This window comes from Burkholderia catarinensis (genome assembly GCF_001883705.2).
GTDB classification, from domain to species: Bacteria; Pseudomonadota; Gammaproteobacteria; order Burkholderiales; family Burkholderiaceae; genus Burkholderia; species Burkholderia catarinensis.
In genome coordinates, this window is sequence record NZ_MDEQ02000009.1 from 148,059 (window position 1) to 169,241 (window position 21,183).

At 67.9% G+C, this 21,183-nt stretch carries 21 protein-coding genes and 1 pseudogene; 11 read left to right on the forward strand and 11 right to left on the reverse strand.

The genetic code is table 11. The features are described from left to right. Window positions 1-10: 10 nt before the first annotated feature. From BFF94_RS16600 to argE, 3 genes are read left to right on the forward strand one after another with little or no spacing between them, the layout of a single operon-like run. Window positions 11-448 carry a RidA family protein gene (locus BFF94_RS16600; RefSeq protein WP_128846851.1) on the forward strand — a complete coding sequence of 146 codons (438 nt, stop codon included), beginning with the start codon at window positions 11-13 and terminating at the stop codon, window positions 446-448. Between the two features lie 8 nt (window positions 449-456). Next, window positions 457-1,134, forward strand: coding sequence for a DUF1028 domain-containing protein (locus tag BFF94_RS16605; RefSeq protein ID WP_219139553.1), 678 nt, complete (start codon window positions 457-459; stop codon window positions 1,132-1,134). Then, window positions 1,127-2,290 carry an acetylornithine deacetylase gene (gene argE / locus BFF94_RS16610; protein ID WP_128846849.1) on the forward strand — a complete coding sequence of 388 codons (1,164 nt, stop codon included), beginning with the start codon at window positions 1,127-1,129 and terminating at the stop codon, window positions 2,288-2,290. Before BFF94_RS16605 ends, argE begins: the two co-directional genes overlap by 8 nt. A 63-nt stretch (window positions 2,291-2,353) precedes the next feature. Here argE and BFF94_RS16615 read toward each other — a convergent pair whose 3' ends face one another. Next, a complete protein-coding gene (locus tag BFF94_RS16615; RefSeq protein ID WP_128846846.1) occupies window positions 2,354-3,277 on the reverse strand; it encodes a LysR substrate-binding domain-containing protein in 924 nt (307 codons plus the stop codon). A gap of 389 nt (window positions 3,278-3,666) precedes the next feature. Between BFF94_RS16615 and BFF94_RS16620 the strand changes: the two genes are divergently transcribed. Further along, window positions 3,667-5,088, forward strand: a complete 1,422-nt coding sequence (locus BFF94_RS16620; RefSeq protein WP_128846844.1) for a purine-cytosine permease family protein — start codon at window positions 3,667-3,669, stop codon at window positions 5,086-5,088. A 116-nt stretch (window positions 5,089-5,204) separates the two neighbouring features. Here the strand turns inward: BFF94_RS16620 and BFF94_RS16625 are convergent, their stop codons facing one another. The 5 genes from BFF94_RS16625 to BFF94_RS16645 form a co-directional block, all read right to left on the reverse strand. After that, window positions 5,205-7,484, reverse strand: coding sequence for an FdhF/YdeP family oxidoreductase (locus tag BFF94_RS16625; RefSeq protein ID WP_128846841.1), 2,280 nt, complete (start codon window positions 7,482-7,484; stop codon window positions 5,205-5,207). Window positions 7,485-7,607: 123 nt separating this feature from the next. Beyond that, a complete protein-coding gene (locus BFF94_RS16630) occupies window positions 7,608-10,460 on the reverse strand; it encodes an ATP-dependent Clp protease ATP-binding subunit (protein WP_128846838.1) in 2,853 nt (950 codons plus the stop codon). Window positions 10,461-11,086: 626 nt separating this feature from the next. Then, on the reverse strand, window positions 11,087-11,356 hold the full coding sequence (locus BFF94_RS16635; RefSeq protein WP_128841722.1) for a hypothetical protein: 270 nt from the start codon (window positions 11,354-11,356) through the stop codon (window positions 11,087-11,089). A gap of 104 nt (window positions 11,357-11,460) precedes the next feature. Beyond that, a complete protein-coding gene (locus BFF94_RS16640) occupies window positions 11,461-12,276 on the reverse strand; it encodes a family 1 encapsulin nanocompartment shell protein (protein ID WP_128845498.1) in 816 nt (271 codons plus the stop codon). Next, complete coding sequence (locus tag BFF94_RS16645) at window positions 12,269-13,348, reverse strand: Dyp-type peroxidase (protein WP_128845500.1); 1,080 nt, start codon at window positions 13,346-13,348, stop codon at window positions 12,269-12,271. The genes BFF94_RS16640 and BFF94_RS16645 overlap by 8 nt, the downstream gene beginning before the upstream one ends. Window positions 13,349-13,724: 376 nt before the next feature. Between BFF94_RS16645 and BFF94_RS16650 the strand changes: the two genes are divergently transcribed. From BFF94_RS16650 to BFF94_RS16675, 6 genes are all read left to right on the forward strand, one after another. Next, a complete protein-coding gene (locus BFF94_RS16650) occupies window positions 13,725-14,096 on the forward strand; it encodes a LysR family transcriptional regulator (protein ID WP_219139554.1) in 372 nt (123 codons plus the stop codon). Next, window positions 14,093-14,545: a phosphate-starvation-inducible protein PsiE gene (locus BFF94_RS16655; protein WP_128845502.1), complete on the forward strand. Its 453-nt coding sequence runs from the start codon at window positions 14,093-14,095 to the stop codon at window positions 14,543-14,545. Before BFF94_RS16650 ends, BFF94_RS16655 begins: the two co-directional genes overlap by 4 nt. Before the next feature lie 53 nt (window positions 14,546-14,598). Continuing rightward, window positions 14,599-14,796: a hypothetical protein gene (locus tag BFF94_RS16660; protein ID WP_219139555.1), complete on the forward strand. Its 198-nt coding sequence runs from the start codon at window positions 14,599-14,601 to the stop codon at window positions 14,794-14,796. 76 nt (window positions 14,797-14,872) lie between these two features. Beyond that, window positions 14,873-15,328 carry a DUF1269 domain-containing protein gene (locus BFF94_RS16665; protein ID WP_219139556.1) on the forward strand — a complete coding sequence of 152 codons (456 nt, stop codon included), beginning with the start codon at window positions 14,873-14,875 and terminating at the stop codon, window positions 15,326-15,328. A gap of 31 nt (window positions 15,329-15,359) precedes the next feature. Next, entirely contained in the window at window positions 15,360-15,608 is a 249-nt protein-coding gene (locus BFF94_RS16670) for a hypothetical protein (RefSeq protein WP_128845509.1), read from the forward strand. Window positions 15,609-15,858: 250 nt separating this feature from the next. Continuing rightward, on the forward strand, window positions 15,859-16,176 hold the full coding sequence (locus BFF94_RS16675) for a hypothetical protein (RefSeq protein ID WP_219139557.1): 318 nt from the start codon (window positions 15,859-15,861) through the stop codon (window positions 16,174-16,176). Window positions 16,177-16,193: 17 nt separating this feature from the next. Here the strand turns inward: BFF94_RS16675 and BFF94_RS16680 are convergent, their stop codons facing one another. The 4 genes and pseudogenes from BFF94_RS16680 to BFF94_RS16695 all read right to left on the reverse strand — a co-directional run. Beyond that, window positions 16,194-16,481, reverse strand: coding sequence for a helix-turn-helix domain-containing protein (locus BFF94_RS16680; protein WP_128845512.1), 288 nt, complete (start codon window positions 16,479-16,481; stop codon window positions 16,194-16,196). Window positions 16,482-16,487: 6 nt separating this feature from the next. After that, window positions 16,488-16,772: an addiction module antidote protein gene (locus tag BFF94_RS16685; protein ID WP_128845515.1), complete on the reverse strand. Its 285-nt coding sequence runs from the start codon at window positions 16,770-16,772 to the stop codon at window positions 16,488-16,490. Window positions 16,773-16,775: 3 nt separating this feature from the next. Beyond that, window positions 16,776-17,072: a type II toxin-antitoxin system RelE/ParE family toxin gene (locus BFF94_RS16690; protein WP_128845518.1), complete on the reverse strand. Its 297-nt coding sequence runs from the start codon at window positions 17,070-17,072 to the stop codon at window positions 16,776-16,778. A 167-nt stretch (window positions 17,073-17,239) separates the two neighbouring features. Next, a pseudogene (locus BFF94_RS16695) lies at window positions 17,240-17,362 on the reverse strand (NAD-dependent formate dehydrogenase); the annotation flags it as partial. A gap of 235 nt (window positions 17,363-17,597) precedes the next feature. Here BFF94_RS16695 and BFF94_RS16700 point away from each other — a divergent pair. Continuing rightward, a complete protein-coding gene (locus BFF94_RS16700; protein WP_219139558.1) occupies window positions 17,598-19,130 on the forward strand; it encodes an FAD-dependent oxidoreductase in 1,533 nt (510 codons plus the stop codon). A 200-nt stretch (window positions 19,131-19,330) separates the two neighbouring features. On the opposite strand, the gene BFF94_RS16705 is transcribed toward BFF94_RS16700, so the two are convergent. Further along, a complete protein-coding gene (locus BFF94_RS16705; protein WP_128847910.1) occupies window positions 19,331-20,923 on the reverse strand; it encodes a PAS domain-containing hybrid sensor histidine kinase/response regulator in 1,593 nt (530 codons plus the stop codon). Window positions 20,924-21,183: the final 260 nt, after the last annotated feature.

Here is a 21,183-nt window from a genome sequence, read left to right on the forward strand (position 1 = left end):
AAGGACCTCGATGAGCCAGCCTACCCATACGCGTATCCGCATGTTCAACACGAAGGATACCTACCCGAACCAGACGCTCGACAACGACCTGTGCCAGGCCGTGCGGGCCGGCAACACCGTCTACGTGCGCGGCCAGGTCGGCACCGATTTCGACGGCAACCTGATCGGCCTCGGCGATCCGCGCGCGCAGGCCGAGCAGGCGATGAAGAACGTCAGGCAGTTGCTCGAAGAAGCCGGCAGCGACATCACGCACATCGTGAAGACGACGACCTACCTGATCGACCCGCGTTATCGCGAGCCGGTGTACCAGGAAGTCGGCAAGTGGCTGAAGGGCGTGTATCCGATCTCGACGGGGCTCGTCGTGTCCGCGCTCGGCCAGCCGCAGTGGCTGATAGAGATCGACGTGATCGCGGTGATCCCGGACAACTGGCAGCCGAACCGCGCATAGGAGGCAACATGACTTTCTCCATCGTCGGGCGCTGCCCGGAGACGGGCCAGCTCGGGATCGCGATCAGCTCGTCGAGCATCGCGGTGGGCGCGCGCTGCCCGTGGGTGCGCGCGGGCGTGGGCGCCGTCGCGACGCAGAACATCACGTTGCCGGCGCTTGGGCCCCAGATTCTCGACCTGATCGAGCACGAACAGCTCGCGCCCGCCGCGGCGCTCGACCGCGCGCTCAGCGCGAACGGCTGGAGCCAGTACCGGCAGGTCACGGTGATCGACGGGCAGGGGCAGACGGCGTGCTTCACCGGCAAGGAAGCGCTCGGCACGCATCACGCGGTGCGCGGCGAGCAATGCGTCGCGGCTGGCAACCTGCTGGCCGCGCCGGCCGTGATCGACGCGCTGGCGAGGGCATTCGAACAGGCGCCCGGCCTGCTCGCCGATCGCCTGCTGGCCGCGATGCACGCGGCGATGGCGGCCGGCGGCGAGGCGGGGCCGGTGCATTCGGCCGCGCTGAAGGTGGCGGGCGACGTGACCTGGCCGGTGGTCGACCTGCGCGTCGACTGGGCCGATACGGATCCGATCGGGCAGCTCGATGCGCTGTGGCGCGCGTATCGGCCGCAGATGCAGGACTACCAGACGCGTGCATTGAATCCGACCGCCGCGCCGAGCTACGGAGTGCCCGGCGATGAGTGAACCGTCGAGCCGCGCGCTGCTCGAACGGCTGATCGGCTTCGCGACGGTCAGCCGCGAGTCGAACCTCGAGATGATCGGTTTCATCCGCGACTATCTCGCGGGCTTTGGCGTCGCGAGCGAACAGTTCTACAACGCGGAACGCACGAAGGCGAGCCTGTACGCGACGATCGGGCCGCGCGATCGCGGCGGCATCGCGCTGTCGGGCCATACCGACGTGGTGCCGGTCGACGGACAGGCGTGGACGGTCGAGCCGTTCCGGCTGACCGAGCGCGACGGCCGCCTGTACGGCCGCGGCACGGCGGACATGAAGGGCTTCATCGCGTCGGTGCTCGCGGCCGTTCCGGCGTTCGTCGCACGGCCGCTGGGCGTGCCCGTGCATCTCGCGTTCTCGTACGACGAGGAAGTGGGGTGCCTCGGCGTGCGGCCGATGCTCGACGAACTGGCCGCACGCGCGCACCGGCCGCGCCTGTGCCTGATCGGCGAGCCGACCGGACTGAAGCCGGTGCTCGGTCACAAGGGCAAGCTCGCGATGCGCTGCCACGTGCAGGGCGCCGCGTGCCACTCGGCGTACGCGCCGTCGGGCGTCAACGCGATCGACTATGCGGCGAAGCTGATCGGCCGGCTCGGCGAGATCGGCGCGGCGCTCGCGCGGCCAGAAGGGCACGACAGCCGTTTCGATCCGCCGTTCTCGACCGTGCAGACCGGGCTGATCAAGGGCGGCCGTGCGCTGAACATCGTGCCGGTCGAATGCGAGTTCGATTTCGAGGTGCGTGCGCTGCCGGATTTCGATGCGCACGATGTGCCGAGGAAGCTGCAGGACTATGCGGAATCCGAACTGTTGCCGAGGATGCGCGCGGTACAGCCCGATACCGACATTCGACTGCAGCCGCTGGGTGCGTATCCGGGGCTCGCGACCGCGCCGGACAGCGAAGCCGCGCGCCTGCTCGCAATGCTGAGCGGGTCCGATGCGTTCGGCACGGTTGCATTCGGCACCGAGGGCGGGCTGTTCGGGCAGGCCGGCATTCCGACCGTGGTGTGCGGGCCCGGCAGCATGGACCAGGGGCACAAGCCCGACGAGTTCGTCACGCTCGAACAGCTGCACGGATGCGACGCGATGCTGGGCCGCCTGGTCGCGTATCTGGCTTCGGCCGCCTGATCCGCTGCCGACACGCACGACACGCACGCACCGCATCCGGCGGCGCGTGCGTGTTCTGCTTCCTTATCGCGCCGTTTCCGCGATGATCTGCGCGAGCCGCTCGCGGCAGAAATCGACGAACGACTGCGCCTGCTTCGTGAGCTGCCCGCGCTTGAGCCGTGCGCTCACGAGCCCCGACGGGCTCACCGTTTCGCTGAGGCCGATCGTCACGACGCGCTGGCCGTCGTACGTGTATTCGGAATGGGGGCGCGTGACGAGCAGCGAGAAGCCGAACCCCTGGCCGACCATCCCGCGCACCATCTCGATCGACGGCGAACCGAACACGATGTTCGGCGTGAGCCCGAGTTCATGGAAGAGGCTGACGAAATACGTGCGGCTCGGCTGCACGTCGAGCAGGATCATCGGCTCGACGCACAGGTCGCGCAGCGACACGTGCGACTGGCCCGCGAACCGGTGGTTCTCCGGCAGCAGCACGTACGGCTGCTGCGGCGGCATCAGCGGCTCGGTTTCGATCGTGCCGTCGAGATCGTGGTCGTACATCAACGCGAGATCGAAGGCGCCGGCCGTCAGGCCCTGCACGAGTTCCTGCTGGTCGCCGTCGCGCAGCCGGATGTTCACGCCCGGGTAGCGCTCGCGAAAACCCGCGATCAGTTGCGGCAGATAGAGCGGCGCGACCGTCTCGAAGCAGCCGATGTCGATCTGCCCGGAGATCACGTCGTTGTCGGCGAGCGCGTTCTGTTCGAATTCGTGCGCGATGCGCAGCAGTTCCTGCGCTTTCCGGTAGAAGCGCGTGCCGCTCGGCGTCAGCGACACGCCTTGCGCGTGATGACGGATGAACAGCTTCACGCCGAAGCTTTCCTCCAGCCCCTTGATCGCGCTGGAGATCGACGGCTGCGCGATGAAGAGCTGGCGCGATGCCTCGGCGACGCTGCCGGATTCGACCGTCGTCACGAAGTATTTCAGTTGCCGCAAAGTGTAGTGAGCCACAAGCACCTCTGATACGCGCCCCGGGCGTGCTGTCGCGGGGCGCAATCTGTCCATGGTTTTGCGTAGCACCTTACCTGAAGACCTTCGGCGCCATAATTTCCGCTGCAGAGCTTTTTCGTATGTCCCGGAAATATTTTTAGTATTTTCCGGTCCCGATGCCCGTGACGCACCATCGTCTCCAGCCTGGATCACGACGAGGCCGTACACGCGCCGGCGGGACATGTCATCCGTCCCCGCATGCGCGCATTGTCCGCATCGTTCGACAACCGCCGCGCGTGCATGCGGTGCGTCGTCGCTCGCGTATCCGGCCCGATTGCCGGCGTGCACCCCGACGCGCGCCGGCGGAAAACGGCAAGCGCGCATCGCCGCGCAGGACAGGAGATATCACCATGACAAACGCGGACCGCAATGCGTCCCCGATGATAGAGAAGCACACGATCGGCTATGTGCCGCCCGCGGAGCGCCACGGCAAGGTGCGCGACCTGTTCACGCTCTGGTTCGGCGGCAACATCGCGCCGCTGCCGATCGTGACCGGCGCGCTCGGCGTGCAGATGTTCCACCTGAACCTGATGTGGGGGATCGTCGCGATCGTCGTCGGCCAGGCGGTCGGCGGCGTGCTGATGGCGCTGCATTCGGCGCAGGGGCCGCAGATGGGCATCCCGCAGATGATCCAGAGCCGCGCGCAGTTCGGTTCGTGGGGCGCGTTGCTCGTCACGGTGATCGCGGCCGTGATGTACGTCGGCTTCTTCGCATCGAACATCGTGCTTGCCGGCAAGTCGGTGCACGGCATCGCGTCGTCGGTGCCGGTGCCCGTCGGCATCGTGATCGGCGCGGTAGGCTCGGGGCTGATCGGCATCGTCGGCTACCGGTTCATCCACATCCTGAACCGGATCGGCACGTGGGTGCTCGGCATCGGCATCCTCGTCGGCTTCTGGATGATCCTCACGCACGTGACGACCGGCGATTTCCTGACGCGCGGCGGCTTCGACTTCGCGGGCTGGCTCGCGACGGTATCGCTGTCGGCGTTGTGGCAGATCGCGTTCGCGCCGTACGTGTCGGACTATTCGCGCTATCTGCCGGAAGATGTCGGCGTCGCGTCGACGTTCTGGGCGACCTATCTGGGCTGCACGATCGGCTCGACGCTCGCGTTCATCTTCGGCGCGGTCGCGGTGCTCGCGGTGCCGGCCGGCGCGGATACGATGGATGCGGTCAAGCAGGCGACGGGCCCGCTCGGCCCGCTGATGCTCATGCTGTTCCTGCTGAGCGTGATCAGCCACAACGCGCTGAACCTGTACGGCGCGGTGCTCGCGGTGATCACGTCGGTGCAGACGTTCGCGTACCGGTGGATTCCGACTGCAAAGGCGCGTGCGGTGGTGTCGGTCGTGATCTTCGTCGCGTGCTGCTACGCGGCGATCGGCGCGTCGACGAACTTCGTCGGCAACCTCGTCGATCTCGTGCTCGCGCTGCTCGTCGTGCTGGTGCCGTGGACGGCGATCAACCTGATCGACTTCTACGTGATCCACAAGGGCAAGTACGACATCAAGTCGATCTTCATGGCGAACGGCGGGATCTACGGCCGCTTCAATCCGCAGGCGCTGCTTGCGTATGCGATCGGCATCCTCGTGCAGATTCCGTTCATGAACACGCCGATGTATGCGGGCCCGATTCCCGCGCATCTCGGCGGCGCGGATCTGTCGTGGGTGGTGGGGCTGGTGCTGACGTCGCCGCTGTACTACTGGCTCGCGACGCGCGACAGCGCGTACCGGCGCCGGCAGGCGGGCGCGGCCCTGCCGCCGACGGCGGCGCGGTAACGACGGGAAAGGAAGGCAGGGATGAGGGCCGCCGCGTCGGTCGCGATACGGCGGCGGCTGGTAGAAGGGATCGGGCAGGCTCGCGCTTGGTTACCCGCCGCGAGCCTGCCCGCACCTCAAACGACCGCCGAGCGCGCGACGCGCACCGGCACCGACTTGTACGACGGCGTGCCGCTTTCCTTGTCGATGTAGTCGAGCGGCACGAGCACGTTCGCTTCCGGGTAGTATGCGCCGACCGACCCCGGCGCGATGTCGTACTCGATCGCGGTGATCTTCTCGAGACGCAGCGTGCGGCCCGATGCGGTGATCGTCTCGATGTCGACGAGGTCGCCGTGTTCGAGCCCGTACTTCGCGAGGTCCGCGGTGTTCATGAACAGCACGTCGCGCCGCCCGAACACGCCGCGATAGCGGTCGTCGAGCCCGTAGATCGTCGTGTTGTACTGGTCGTGGCTGCGCAGCGTGATCAGCCGCAGCACCTGTTCGCCGCCGAGCACCTCCGCGTCTTCCGCCACGCCCTTGTACACCGAGAACATCGCCTTGCCGGTCGCCGTGGGCCACACGCGCTCGGTGGGCGGCAGCGGCAGGCGGAAGCCGCCCGGCGTGCGGATGCGCTCGTTGAACGACTCGAAGCCGGACACCGTGCGGTCGATCAGGTCGCGGATGCGGTCGTAGTCGGCGATCAGGTCGAGCCACGCGACCTTGCTGTCCGGCAGCGTCGCATGCGCGATCCCCGCGACGATCGCGGGCTCCGAGCGCAACTGGTCGGAGGCCGGCTTGAGCTTGCCGGCCGACGCGTGGACCATCGACATCGAATCCTCGACGGTGATCGACTGGCGGCCGGTGGCCTGCATGTCGAGCTCGGTGCGGCCGAGCACGGGCAGGATGAAGGTTTCCTTGCCGACCAGCAGGTGCGAGCGGTTCAGCTTCGTGCCGAGATGCACGCTCAGGTCGAGCTTCGCCATCGCCGGGAACGACTGCTCGGGATCGGGCAGCGCGACCGCGAAGTTGCCGCCGAGGCACAGCAGCGCCTTCGCGCTGCCGTCGATCATCGCCTGCATCGCCTGCACGGCGTCGTGCCCGTGATGCGCGGGCGGCGTGAACCCGCACACGTCCTCGATCTTCTTCAGGAACTCGGCCGACGGCTTCTCGGTGATGCCGACCGTGCGGTTGCCCTGCACGTTCGAATGGCCGCGCAGCGGGCACACGCCGGCGCCGGGCTTGCCGATGTTGCCGCGCATCAGCAGCAGGTCGGCGATCAGGCGCACGGTTGCGGTGCCCTTGTTGTGCTGCGTGACGCCCATCCCGTACGTGATGATCGTCGCGTTCGACTTCGCGTATGCGAGCGCGACCTGTTCGAGCTGTTCTTGGCTGAGGCCGCTCGCGCGCTCGATGTCGTCCCACGACGTGGCCTGCAGGTCGGCCGAGAATGCGTCGAAGCCGTCGGTATGCTGCGCGATGAAGTCGCGGTCGAGCACGTCGCCGCGCTCGGCTTCGAGCTGCAGCAGCGCCTTCATGATGCCCTTCAGCGCGGCCGCGTCGCCGCCCGCGTCGACCTGGTAGTACGTCGATGCGATCCGCGTGGAGCCGAACGACGCCATCTCGATCATGTCCTGCGGATCCGCGAAGCGTTCGAGCGCGCGCTCGCGCAGCGGGTTGAACACGATGATCGGCACGTTGCGGCGCGCGCACTCGTGCAGCGTGCCCATCATCCGCGGGTGGTTCGTGCCGGGGTTGTGGCCGATCGAGATGATCAGCTCGCAGTGGTCGAAATCCTCCAGCGACACGGTGCCCTTGCCGATGCCGATCGACTGCGGCAGGCCGACGCTGGTCGGCTCGTGGCACATGTTCGAGCAATCGGGGAAGTTGTTGGTGCCGAGCTCGCGCGCGAACAGCTGGTACAGGTACGCGGCTTCGTTCGACGCGCGGCCCGACGTATAGAACTCGACCTGCTCGGGCGGCAGCGCGCGCAGCACTTCGCCGATGCGCGCGAACGCGTCGTCCCATTCGATCGCGCGGAACGTGTCGGTCGCGCGATCGTAGACGAGCGGATGCGTGAGCCGGCCCATGTCCTCCAGTTCGTAGTCCGACATGCGCAGCAGCGACGACACGGTGTTCGCCGCGAAGAATTCGGGCGTCACGCGCTTGGTCGTCGCTTCCCACGTGACGGCCTTCGCGCCGTTCTCGCAGAACTGGAACGTCGACTTGTGTTCCTTGTCGGGCCACGCGCAGCCGGGGCAGTCGAAGCCGTCGGGCTGGTTGGTCCGCATCAGCACGATCGGCGCCTCGATGGTTTCCATCTGCGTGCGCACCGCATCGGCTGTCGCGCGAAGCGCGCCCCAACCGCCGGCGGGCCCATCGTACTTCCTGATGCCTGGCACTTCGCGTCGATTTGTCATTTGAATCTCCATGAGCCGGGCCCGATGCGGGCGGCTCGGTTGCGCCATGTCGCGGCGTGGGACGGCTCCGTCCGAGGTGACGGAGCCGGTCATGCGTGCCCCGGGCTGCAGGGCAGGCGGGTGTCAGTGCGCGTCCTTTTTCGCGCCGGACGATTTCTTGCCGGACGGCTTCGCGGTGGGCGGCGGCGCGTCGGCGGGCGCATCGCCGGCCTTCGCGTCGGCGCTTGCCTTGGCCGCCTTGCCGTTCGGTTTGGCCTTGCCGTCGGCGTCCTGCTTCGCGTCCTTCGAGTCTTTCACGTCCTTCGCTTCAGGCGCGGCGAGCTTGTTGAACTTCACTTCGTCGCTGTCCTTGTCGTAGTCGATCTCGCACCGGTCGCCCGACTTCAGCCGGTCGGCAAGAATCTCCTTCGCGAGCCGGGTCTCGATGATCTGGCGGATCTGGCGCTTCAGCTCGCGCGCGCCGAATTCCGGCTGGTAGCCGGCTTCGGTCAGGTGCTCGACGAGCGAGTCGCCCATCACGAGCGCGATGTCCTGGGCGGCGGCCGTGCGCACCACGCGGTCGAGCTGGATCTGCACGATCGAGCGGATGTTCTCCTTCGACAGCGCGTGGAACACGATCACCTCGTCGATCCGGTTCAGGAACTCGGGGCGGAAATGACCCTTCAGCACCTGCATCAGTTCCTCGCGGATCGCCTTGTCAGTCTTGCGCGCGGCTTCCGGTTGAGTGAGGTTGTTCATGATGATCGCGGCGCCGAGGTTGCTCGTCGCGATGATGATCGTGTTGCTGAAGTCGACCACGCGGCCCTTGCCGTCGGTCAGGCGGCCGTCGTCGAACACCTGCAGCAGCACGTTGTAGACGTCCGGATGCGCCTTCTCGATCTCGTCGAGCAGGATCACGCTGTACGGGCGGCGCCGCACGCGCTCGGTGAGCTGGCCGCCTTCTTCGTAGCCGACGTAGCCGGGCGGCGCGCCGATCAGCCGCGCGACCGCGTGCCGCTCCATGTACTCGGACATGTCGATACGGATGATCGCCTGCTCGTCGCCGAACACGGTCTCGGCCAGCGCCTTCGCGAGCTCGGTCTTGCCGACGCCCGTCGGCCCGAGGAACAGGAACGTCGCGATCGGCCGGTGCGTCTGGCCGAGCCCCGCGCGCGACAGCCGCACCGCATCGCTGACGGCCACCACCGCGTCGCTCTGGCCGATCACGCGCTCGCGCAGTTGCTCCTCCATCTTCAGCAGCTTCTGGCGTTCTTCCTGCGTGAGTTCGGACACGGGGATGCCGGTCAGCCGCGACACGACCTCGGCCACCGCTTCGACGGTCACCTCGAGCGTTTCGGAGCCCGTCTTGCGCTGCCACGCCTCCATCATCTCGTCGACCGTCTTCTGCTTCGCGTTGATCTGCTCCTCGAACTGCTTCGCTTCGTCGAAGCGCTTGCGCGACGTCGCGTAGTCCTGCTCGCGCTTCAGTTGCGCGATCTGCGCTTCGCCTTCCTGGATGGCGACCGGGCGCGACGTCGCGCCGATCCGCACGCGCGCGGCGGCCTGGTCGATCAGGTCGATCGCCTTGTCCGGCAGGAAGCGCGACGTGATGTAGCGGTCGGCGAACTCGGCGGCCGCGACGAACGCGTCGTCGGCGAACGTCACCTGGTGATGCGCCTCGAGGCTGTCGCGCAGCCCGCGCAGGATCACGATCGTCTGCTCGACGCTCGGCTCCGGCACGAACACGGGCTGGAAGCGCCGTTCGAGCGCCGCGTCCTTCTCGATGTACTTCTGGTATTCGTTGAGCGTCGTCGCGCCGATCAGGCTCAGCTCGCCGCGCGCGAGCGCGGGCTTCAGCACGTTCGCGATGTCGAGGCCGCCTTCGCCGCCGCCCTGGCCCGCGCCGACGATCGTGTGCAGCTCGTCGATGAACAGGATCAGTTCATCCTGCTTCGCGGTCACTTCGTCGATCAGTTGCTTCGCGCGCTCCTCGAATTCGCCGCGATACTTCGCGCCGGCCACCATCGAGTTGATGTTGACTTCGACGAGCCGCTTGCCGCGCAGCACTTCAGGCACATCGCCGTTGACGATCCGCTGCGCGAGCCCTTCGACGATCGCGGTCTTGCCGACGCCCGGCTCGCCGATCAGCACCGGGTTGTTCTTCTTGCGGCGCGCGAGCACCTCGATCGTGCTCTCGATTTCCTGCGCGCGGCCGAGCACCGGGTCGAGCTTGCCCTGGCGCGCGATCGCGGTGAGGTCGCGGCCGAAGTTGTCGAGGTTCGGCGTGCCGGTCGGCGCATCGACGCGGCCGTCCTCGGCGCCCTTGCCGACCACCTTCACGACCTTCTGGCGCAGCGCCTCGGGCGTCACGCCGTATTTCTTCAGCAGCGTGCCGGCGATGCTGTCCGGCACCGACGCGAGCCCGATCAGCAAGTGTTCCGGGCCGATATACGAGTGACCGAGATCGCGCGACGCCTGGAACGCGTATTGCACGGCCTTCTTCACGCGCGGCGAGATCGACAGCTTGTCGAGCGGCGCATCGGGAGCGGCCGTGCCGGTGTGCGCATGCTCGTCGATGTACGACTTGATGTCCTGCGGCGACAGCTTCAGTTCCTTCAGCAGCGCGGCGCACACGTCGGTGTCCGCGAGCGCGTAGAGCAGGTGTTCGGAGTCGAGCTCGCTGCGGCGCAGCTCGTGCGCCTTCTCGGCCGCGCGCTGCAGCAGTTCCAGCGTCTGTTCGCTGAACGCGTCGGTCGGGTCGACCGATTCGCGCGGAATCTCGGCGGCGAGCGGCGATTCGTCGCCGAGCTCGCCGAACAGCGACGACGAGCCGCCGCCGCCGAGCAGCGAATCGAACGGGTTCAGCATGCTCTGGTGCCGCATCAGCTGGCGGAAGTGGTAATCGCAGATCGAGATCGTCTTGCGCTCGCCGTCCTGCATCACGGTTGCGCGCGCGACGGCCGGCCGGGCGTGGCAGATATCGCAAAGTGCGGGCATGGTGGTCTGGCTCCTGTCTGTGAAGGTGGGTCGAAGGGTGAAGTCGCGATGCGGTGCGTCGCTTGCGCGTCCCGACCGCGAACACACGGCGCACGGCGCACGACGCGCGGCGGCGCGCGTGCCGCACCCGTGCTGTCGCGCCGCGCGCGCCGGCGTGGCGCACGGCCGTGGTCGGGGCGGGAAGCGCGCGTGCTGCGAGGAGCCCACGGCATTGCTTCGACTGCGTTCAAAATAGCGAATCGGCGGCGGTCATCCAAGACACAGTTCCATGCCGGCCCGGTCGCAAATTGCACCCTCATATGCGGGCGCGCACGGGCGGCAAGGAGTACAGACGGGCGCGCACGCGGCGGCGCGGGCGTGCGCGGCGAGCGCCGCGTGCGGTGAATGGCAGCGGGGAGCGGCGGCGCGCGAACGAAGCGCGGTGCGACATCGGCGCGCAGGGCGCCGGTTGGCGGCAAACGGACGGCGATGCGGGGGGACCAGCGCGGCGCAAGCGCCGCAGTGCGAGCGTGCGCGCAACGGTTACGCCCGGTCACGCGCGCACCGCAGATACGCGCCGCGCGGCCGAAGGAAAGCGCGGGTTGCACGGTATGGGCCGGACAGGGCGCCCCCGTGGCGAACCGGAATCAGTCGGAGAGTTTCATCGCGAGCCGCTGCCGGGCAATCTGCTTCACATCGGTTGACAGTGCCGCATTCGGCAGACCATTGGCCCAGACCGTGAACGAATCCTCGATCAGGTTGCGCGTGTCGGGCGGCAACTCCGCCAGCATCAGCGACACGACGGTGAACAGCACGGCGGTGTCGCCGGCCTGGCTGCCCGCGTTGGCGTCGACCGTCTTCTTCAGGGTGTCGACCGACGCTTGCAGCGCCTGCAGTGCCTCATTCGATTCGCTCATCACACACTCCATGCAGAATGGGTTCGATCGGCGACGAACATGCGGCCGGCAGCGCGGCCGGTCGCGCGCGACGCCCGCCAGGCATCGCGCGCGGGCAACCGCGATCAGGCCGCCGTGCCGGCCTGCGGCGTCACGGCCACCGATGCTTCGCTCGTCAGCATCAGGAACGTGAACGTTTCGCGCAGGTACAGGCGGACGGCCTTGTCGGTATGGCCCGTATAGCCGATCGAGACGTCTTCCCCGAGATGCAGTTCGTAATCGCCGCCGCGCGTGGACAGCACGCAGCCGCCGCTGATCGCCGGCGCCCAGATGATCTCGCCGCTGACGATCCGCTTGATGTGGCCGAGGACCGGATAGCCCTGGTCGCGCGCCTCGCTGAGCGCCGTGTACGCGTCGGAGCCGAGCACCACCGAGTACGGGCCGTCGACGCCGGCGAGGCGCAGCGCCTCGAGTGCGTCGCTGATCGCGTCCGGATACGCGCTGACGTCCGCCGGCAGCGTGAGCTTGCGGTTCGACGTGCCTTCGCGGATGCCGAGGATGCCCGCGGCCGGGTAGCCGTCGAAAATCGCGTTGTCTTCGGCGAACGCGAGCCGCTGCGCGGCGTCCTTCGCCGGTTGCCAGTCGGCGTCGCGCGCGCCGCGCTCGACGCTGTCGATCGCATCGCGGCTCAGCTCGAACGGCACCGTCAGTTCGACGATCTGGCGGACTTCGCGCAGCCGCGCGCTCACTTGCTCGCGCGGCGCGGTGACTTCCTGCAGGTGCCCGGTGCCGACGGCCGACAGTTCGGGGCCTTCGGGGCCGTCGACGTCGACGACGCGGCGGCCGGCCACCGATCGCTTGAAGGTGCGCGCCACTTCCTCCTCGATTTGTTCCCACGCGGAAGACGAGATCGGGGCGAGTTCGCGGTGCAGGTTATTCATAGGTCGGAGTTCCTTTCAGGGAGCCGATGTTCAGCGAGCCGTCGCGATGCAGTGCGGACGGCGTGGACGGCGAGGATTGCGGCTGCGCGGCGTCGGCGGCCGGCGCCGCGCGATCGGCGAGCGCTTCGAGCAGGTCGGCCGACGGCACGAAGAACAGCGAGCCGGTGACTGCGCGGCTGTAGTCGAGAAGGCGGTCGTAGTTGCCGGGCGGGCGGCCGACGAACATGTTCTCGAGCATCTGCTCGATCGGCGCCGGCGAGCGCGCATAGCCGATGAAATAGGTGCCGAATTCGCCGGAGCCCGGGCGCCCGAACGGCATGTTGTCGCGCAGGATCTTCACTTCCCGGCCGTTCTCGTCGAGCGTGGTCAGCGAGCTGTGCGAGCACGACGGCTTCACGTCCGGCGCGAGCTCGATGTCGGCCAGCTTGGTGCGGCCGATGATGCGCTCCTGCGTCTCGACCGCGAGCGCGTTCCAGCCGGCCATGTCGTGCAGGTACTTCTGCACGATCACGTAGCTGCCGCCCGTGAATTCCGCATCTTCGTCGCCGATCACCGTGAAGTCGACCGCGTCGCGGCCTTCCGGGTTCTCGGTGCCGTCGACGAAGCCGATCATCGCGCGCTGGTCGAAATTGCGGAAGCCGTGCACCTCGTCGACGACCGTGACGGCGTCGCCGAGCGCGCCGAGCAGTTGCGTCGCGAGTTCGAAGCACAGGTCCATCGCATCGGCGCGGATGTGCAGCAGGATGTCGCCCGGCGTCGCGACCGCGACGCGCTGCCCGGCGCCGAATTCGCGGAACGGATGCAGCGACGCGGGGCGCGGGTTGCCGAACAGCGCATCCCATGCGTCGGCGCCGAAGCCGCACACGCAGGTGAGGTTGCCGCCCGGCACGCGCTTGCCGACCGAGCGCACGAGCGCGGCGATGTCGCCGCACCATGAACGGATCGTGTCGGCGTGATCGGCGCCGGGCTGGATCGTCGCCACGAGGAAGATCGCGCTGCGCGTGATCGGGCTGTGAACGGCCTGGGAAAGCGGGGGAGGGGTTGTCTGCATCGCGGCCTGCCGGTCAGTCATGTCGGGGCGGACGGGCCGCGGCTGCCGCGGCGCGCGAAGGCGAACGGTTGGACTGTGTCATGCGACTGTTCTCTTTGTGACATGCGGATGAAGGACGTTGCACGGGCATCGCGCAACGGGCCGCAGCGGCGTCGGCCGGCCGCCCGGCGCATGACCTGCCCGCACCGCGTAACGTCGTCGAGCATGCAATCTAGCAGCTTCGACGGGCCATTGGAACACGTATCGCCAATCTGTGATTCGAATGCGTCAAACGGGGCCGGATTTTGTGCGGCGCCCGCGCAGCTGTACTCCTGGCGTGCGCGGCGCTGTGCTCTTGAGCGCGCGTGCCGCGTGCAGTAGATTAGGTTCCGCTGCGCCGCCGACGAGGAGCGTCATCATGAACCTGCTGGAAGCGATGCGTGTTTTTGTCGCGGTGGTCGAGCATGGCGGCCTGGCCGGCGCGGCGGCCGAACTGAAGCTCGGCGACGCGCAGGTGAGCGAGCAGATCGACCGTCTCGAACGGTATCTCGGCTGCCGCCTGCTGCTGTGCCGCGAGCACGATGACGTGGCATGCACCGAAGCGGGCGCCACGTTCCACGTGTGCTGCCGCCGGACGCTGTCCGCGGTCGAACGGGCGATCGGCGCGGCAGGTGCGCCGCCGCCGGATGCACCCGATACCGCGCATGACGCCGTGTATCGCGGCGCGCATTGCACCGATTTCCCGCCGCCCGGCGCCGCTTACGCATCGTCACACCGACTGTCGCCTTGAATACTACGTCCACCGTTTACCGTTCGCCGGCCGAGCGCATCCGTCGCCGTTTCGGTCATTTCCTTCACGCGGCCGAGCTGGCCGGGCTGGTCGTGATCGGGCTCGCGACGGCGTTCGCGATGACGCAGGAAGCGTGGAAGGTCGTGCTCGCGGGCGAGGTGTCGCTGACCGACCTGCTGCTCATGTTCCTGTATCTGGAAGTGCTCGCGATGAACGTGCGCTATCTGCGGCTCGGCCGGCTGCCCGTGCGGTTTCCGCTGTTCATTGCGATGACGTCGCTCGCGCGCGACCTGATTCTGCGCGGCGCGACCGACAGCCCCGAGCGGATGCTGATGACGACGTTGGGGATCGTGCTGCTCGCGGTGGGCGTGCTGATCCTGAGCTTCGGTCAGCATCGCTTTCCGGCTGACGTCGACGATGTCGAGGAGGATGCGCATGTGCGCAGGTAACGGGCAAACGGCATGCCGCTTGCGTCCGCCATGTCCTTGCAGGGAGGTTTCGCATGAGCACGCATGCCGTCGAAACGAAGCACGCGATCGAATTGCAGCAAGCGTCGGCGCACGCGTACCGGCTGGCGCGCGACGCGCGTGACGCCGTTGCGGCGCGCGCACCTGCACCATCCGTCGGCGCGATGCAGCAGGCGGCCGCGCACGCGTATGCCGACGCGGCCCGCGCCCGTGTCGCGGCAACAGGCATCTGAATCGAACGCCGGGTTGCCGTCGCGCCGCACGGTGTGCGGCGGCCGCGCATGTCCATTCAACCGGGAGAGGTATCGCATGACCCAGCAACTGATCGTCGCCGTGTTCGGCAGCGTCGACACGGCCCGCCAGGCCGTGAACGATTTCGAGGCGCTGTCGGAGAAGAATGAAGGATTCCACATCGAAAACGGCGTCGTCGTCGAAAAGGACGCGGCCGGCAAGCTCGCGGTGCTCGGCGCCGAGTCGCGGCCGTTCAAGGGCGGCGTGATCGGCGCGATCGCGGGCGGATTGCTCGGCATGCTCGCCGGGCCGCTTGGCGTGGTCACCGGCATGGCGGCCGGCGCGGGCGCCGGCCTGCTTGCCGAAGCGGCCGGCAATGCGCTGCTCGACGGCACGTTCGTCGAGACGGTCGCGGCGCGGCTCGTGCCCGGCAGCGTCGCGATCATTCTCGAGGCGAAGGAAGCCACGCCGTTCTCGGTCGACAACGTCGTGACGGGATTCGGCGGCAAGGTCTTTCGCCAGACGCTCGACTGAAGTCATTTTCGAACCATTTCGGGAGTACGGCATGCGCATCGATCAATCGTACCGGCGCTTCGACATCGCGGCGACGCTGTCGCCGCTGCCCGGCAACCGCGCGCTCGCGACCGTCGACGTGACGACCGCCGATTCGGCCCGCATCGCCGATCTCGGCACCGGCTATTTCCTGCAGATCAGGAAGTGGGTCGAGTCGAACGACATCGCGCTGCTGACGGTGGTGTTCGACGAGTGCAAGGTCGCGATTGACCACTACGCGGACAACGTCGACGACGCCTGAGCGCACGCGGGCCCGCGCATGACGGCGCCCCGCGTCATCGCCGGCTGGCTGCCATCGGAAATACACGATGACGTGCGCCGGCGCAGCACCCGGCGAACGGCTGCCGCGCGATTGCGTGGGGCCGCGCCGTCGCGTTTGAGTCTGTTCACCATGGGGCGCAGCGAAGACGACATTGCAGTTATTTTCGGCTGCAACGTTGCGACCGCGCGTTCAACGCTCGCGCTTCTCGACTGCTGCGAGGCGACAGAAGGTGGTGGTCAGCGACGACATTCTCGTTACGCACGCACGTGCACTGGCGAAGGTGTCGCCGGCCGAGCAGAGGGCGAAGGTTCACGAACCGGACGAAGCGGCGGTCGGTAAGTTCGGTCATGCTCGATCGCGCGTCCAACGCGCAGTGATGAACAGCGGCGCGGCCCGGATGCGTTCGAAGGCGGAGATACGCGCGGAACCGGAAAACGCAGCCGGCGAGCGAGCGGACGCGTTGCGGCAGGTGATGGGAATCGACGGTCCGGCGCCGGCTGTCCAGGCTGGCGACAGCCGGCAAATGACCATCGAGGGCGCGACGTGACGTTGTGCCGTATTGCGTTAGGCGTGCGCCAGTTCGACGCGGGGGTGCAGCCCGACGCGCACCGCGAGCGTGATGAGCATGTCGAGACTGAATTTTTCCCACTTACCGCGCATGAGGTCGGACACGCGCGGTTGACCGATGCCGAACACATCGGCGGCGTGCGCTTGCGTCCATCCGCGCGCTTCGATTGCCTGACGCAGCGACGCCATGAGTTCGGCGTGCAGTCGCAGCAGGGTTGCTTCTTCTTCGGAGAAGCCGAGATCGGCAAACACGTTGCCGCTCGATTCGGTGATGGTCGGTGTCATGACGAGTTACGCGGCTGGTGTGAACGTCATACGAACACCGAGCGCATGAATAACTTTCTGAATGGTTTCGTAACGCGGGTGCGCGCCGGGGCTGAGTGCTTTGTACAGGCTTTCCCGCCCAAGCCCCGCTTCTTCGGCAATCTTGGCCATGCCGCGCGCGCGCGCGACCGCGCCAACCGCAGACAGGAAAACGGCGGGATTGGGATCGTCAGCAGCGGCCGCGAGGAATGCCGCGATGGTTTCGTCGCTATCGAGATAGTCGGCGGCGTCGAACGGTGCAAAGGTGGTCATAGGTTACTCCTTGAGTTCGCGCGCCATAGCGACGGCGCGCTTGATGTCTTTCCGCTGGGTGGACTTGTCCCCGCCAGTCAGCAGGAAGTAGACGACGGAACCTTGGCGCACGTAGTAGACGCGGTAGCCGGGGCCTACGTCGATTTTCATTTCGCAGACACCTTCGTCAAGAACACGGTACTCGCCGAAATTTCCATGCTGGGCGCTGATGAGTCGAGCCGCGATGCGGGCCTTGGCCATCTTGTCGCGCAAGTCATTGAGCCAAAGGTTGAATTCATCAGATCGGATCAGCGTGTTCATAGCGTCATTGTATCCATATGGATACGGAATTGCAAGAGGCGCGGCGCGCTCGGGAGGGCGGCATGCGGGTAAGCGACGTGCTGCGCCGCCTTGGGCGGCTGGTTGGGTATTACCCGCGACTCGAGGCCCTATTGGGCGGCGCGAATCCGACCATCCTGTTTTGTCAGTGCCGGCGTCGGCGCGGTTTGTCCGTCCGCGTAGCGCGTAATGACCAGAATCGCGTCGCGCACGTAGCGCGGCGGATAGCCGTCGACGGGATCGGGGTACAGCACGCACAGGACGGTGGCCATCGGGTAGGACTCTGGGTAACACGGTGAAGGCGGCACGCGGATTGCGCAGGACGCGTGGTACCCGTCACAGGCGGCCTGCGTGCTGCGCCGCAACGTCGATGACGTTCTACGCCGGTCATGGATCGCGTACAAGCTACAGTCGGTGTTTGCGTGCGCTGCGGGGGCGTCTGTACCTGTTCTTTTCATGAGGGACGCCGATAATGGGAGCCTTACCTGACTCTGCGGGAGCGACGTCATGTCCGGAAGCGACTCCTCGTCTTCACGCCCCGATCTCGCGCAAGGCATCGCGCTCGACGACATCGCCGACGGCGCGATGATCGAAGGCCATGTCGGCGACGCGGCGGTGCTGCTCGTGCGCCGCGCCGACGAACTGTTTGCCGTGGGCGCGCAATGCCCGCACTACGGCGCGCCACTGGCCGACGGCCTGCTGGTCGGCGACACGCTCCGCTGCCCGTGGCACCACGCGGCGTTCTGCCTGCGCACGGGCGAAATGCTGCGCGCGCCGGCGCTCGACGCTCTGCCGTGCTGGCGCGTCGAACGCCGCGACGGCCGCGCCGTCGTGCTCGATGCGCGGCCGGCCGCCGCACCGCCTGCGCCGAAGGCGGCCGGACTGCCCGCATCGGTCGTGATCGTCGGCGGCGGCGCCGCCGCGATCGCGGCGGCCGTGACGCTGCGGCAGGAAGGCTATCCGCATTCCGTCACGCTGCTGAGCGCCGATCGCGATCCGCCGTACGACCGGCCGAACCTGTCGAAGGACTATCTCGCCGGCACGGCCGAAGCCGACTGGCTGCCGCTGCGCGCGCCGTCGTTCTATGCGGACCATCGCATCGACGTGCGGTGCGGCACGCAGGTCACGCGGATCGATCCCGCGCAGCATGAGGTCGAACTGGCCGACGGCAGCCGCGTCGGATACGGTGCGCTGCTGCTCGCGACGGGCGCCGAGCCGAACCGGCTGAGCGTGCCCGGTGCGGAGCTGCCGCACGTGTGCGTGCTGCGCTCGCGCGCCGATTGCGACGCGCTGATCGGCAAGCTGAAAACGGCACGCCGCTGCGTCGTGGTCGGCGCGAGCTTCATCGGGCTCGAAGCGGCCGCCGCGTTGCGCACGCGCGGGCTCGACGTGCATGTCGTCGCGCCCGATGCGCATCCGATGGCGCACGTGCTCGGCGATGCGCTCGGCGACACGCTCAAGGCGCTGCACGAATCGCACGGCGTCGTGTTCCATCTCGGCGCGACGCCCGCGCGGATCGCACCGGACAGCGTGACGCTGTCGACCGGCGACGTGCTGCCGGCCGACATCGTGGTGGTCGGCATCGGCGTGCATCCGAACGTCGCGCTCGCGCAGGACGCGGGGCTGGCCGTCGAGCGCGGCGTGACGGTCGACCGCTTCCTGCAGACGAGTGCGCCCGGCATCTACGCGGCCGGCGATATCGCGCGCTGGCCCGATCCGCTGACGGGCGAGCGGATTCGCGTCGAGCACTGGGTCGTCGCCGAGCGGCAGGGCATCGCCGCGGCGCGCAACATGCTCGGGCAGCAGCGGCCGTTCGACGCGGTGCCGTTCTTCTGGAGCCAGCATTACGACCTGACGATCCGCTATGTCGGGCATGCGGAGCAATGGGATCGCGTCGAGATCGACGGCGACCTCGGCGCGCACGACTGCTCGATCGCGTACTGGCGCGGCAACACGCGGCTCGCGGTCGCGACGGTCGGCCGCGATCTCGACAGCCTGAAGGCGGAAGCGGCACTCGAGCGGCAGATTGCGGCCGCGTGACAACGGCGTGGCGACACGCTTCGAACCTGGAGGGAAGATGAATTCCGATGTCCGTGCACGTTTCGAAACCGAGTTATTCTCGCGGCGATCGCGATGCAGATGATCGTCGCGAGCCTGAAGGCCGCGCTCGGGCTGCCGCATTGAATGTCGCGCCGGCGCCTTCCTGACCTTCCGATGCGCGCCGCCGGGCGCGCGGGCGGTCACGGCTTGCCCTGAACCCGGCGCACGACGCGCTGCAGCAGCGCGTCGAGCACGGCCATCTCGACAGGTTTCACGAGGTGATCGTCGAAGCCCTCGCGTTCGCTGCGCGCGAGGTCGGACGAGCGTGCATGGCCGGACAGCGCGACGCAGGTCGTCGTGGCCAGCGCGTCGATCGCGCGCAGTTCGCGCAGCACCGTGAAGCCGTCGGCGTCCGGCATCGACAGGTCGAGGATGATCAGTTGCGGCGCGTAGTCGCGGGCGAGCGTGAGCGCATCGCCGGCGTTGTACGCGACGCGCGGCGCATGGCCTTTTACCTGCAGCAGCACGGCGAGCGTGTCGGCCGAGTCGCGGTTGTCGTCGACGACGACGATGCGCAGCGGTGCGGCGGCCGGCCGTGCCGGCGCCGCCGGGGCGGGCAGGTCGACGGGCGCGATGCGCTCCATGCGCTCGATCGGCAGCCGCACCGTAAACGTTGAACCGGCACCGGGCCCGTCGCTTTCGGCTGAAATCCTGCCGCCATGCAATTCGACGAACGACCGGCAAATCGCGAGGCCGAGCCCGAAGCCGTCGGACGGGTGCTGGCCCTGCGCGCCTTCCTGTTCGAACAGGTCGAAGATCGTTTCGAGCGCGCCGGGCGCAATGCCGACGCCGTGATCGGCGACGTGGATCGCGACGGCGGGCCCTTCGACGCGCGCACCGACATCGATCCGTCCGCCGCGCGGCGAGAATTTCGAAGCGTTGTCGAGCAGGTTGTGCAGCACCTGGACGAGCCGCGCGTCGTCGCCGTGCAGCACCACGGATTCGGCCGGCAGATCGACGCGGATGTGCTGCCCGCGGGTGGCCAGCTTCGACTGGATGCTTTCGACGCCGCGGCACACGATGTCGCGCACGGTGACCAGGCGGTCGTCGAGTTCGAGCTTGCCGGCCGTGATACGCCCGACGTCGAGCAGATCGTCGACGAGCCGCGTCAGTTGCCCGATCTGGCGATGCACGGCGTCGCGGCACAGCGCGAGCGCGGGCGCAGGATCGGGCAGGCTCTGCAGCACGCCGACCGAATGACGCAGCGGCGCGAGATGATTGCGCAGTTCGTGCGCGAGCATCGCGATGAACACGCTGAGCCGGTGTGTCGATGCTTCGAGTTCCTCGAGCCGCTTGCGTTCGGTCATGTCGCGCGTGATCTTGATGAAGCCGCGCAGCGCCTGCGTGGGGTCGTCGCGCACGGCCGTGATCGTCACGCTCGCCCAGAACAGCGAGCCGTCCTTGCGCACGCGCCAGCCCTCGTCCTCGAAATGGCCGTGCGCGGCCGCCTGGGCGAGCCCGTAGGACGGGCGGCCGGCCGCGATCGCGTCGGGCGGATAGAAGCGCGAGAAGTGGTTGCCCACGATCTCGGCGGCGCGATAGCCCTTGATGCGCTCCGCGCCCGCGTTCCACGTCGCGACGTTGCCGTGCGGATCGAGCATGAAGACCGCGTAGTCGGTGATGGCCTCCACCACGGTCTGGAAACGGAACTCGGCAAAACGGTGCTGCAGGTCGCGCGCGTCGGGGAGCCCGTGCGGCGCCGGCTGCAGCTGGGGATCGGTGGCTTTGGTCATCGGAGCGGCAAATCAAATGCGAGCGGCCGGAGGCCGCCCGAGCCCGCCGCCGGACACGCCGGCAGCGGCGACACAAATCGGATTGGCACCCCGAAAGCATAAGGGAACTCAATTCGCCTGAGCAATGGGTGCGCATCGACTGTGCCGCAAGGTCGCGCACCGGCCGGCGCGCGATGCGGCATGCCGATTGCACGACCGTGCCCGCAATCGACGCGTCGTGCCGCGGCTGACTGGTCCGCACCGGGCGCCGCGCGACGCAA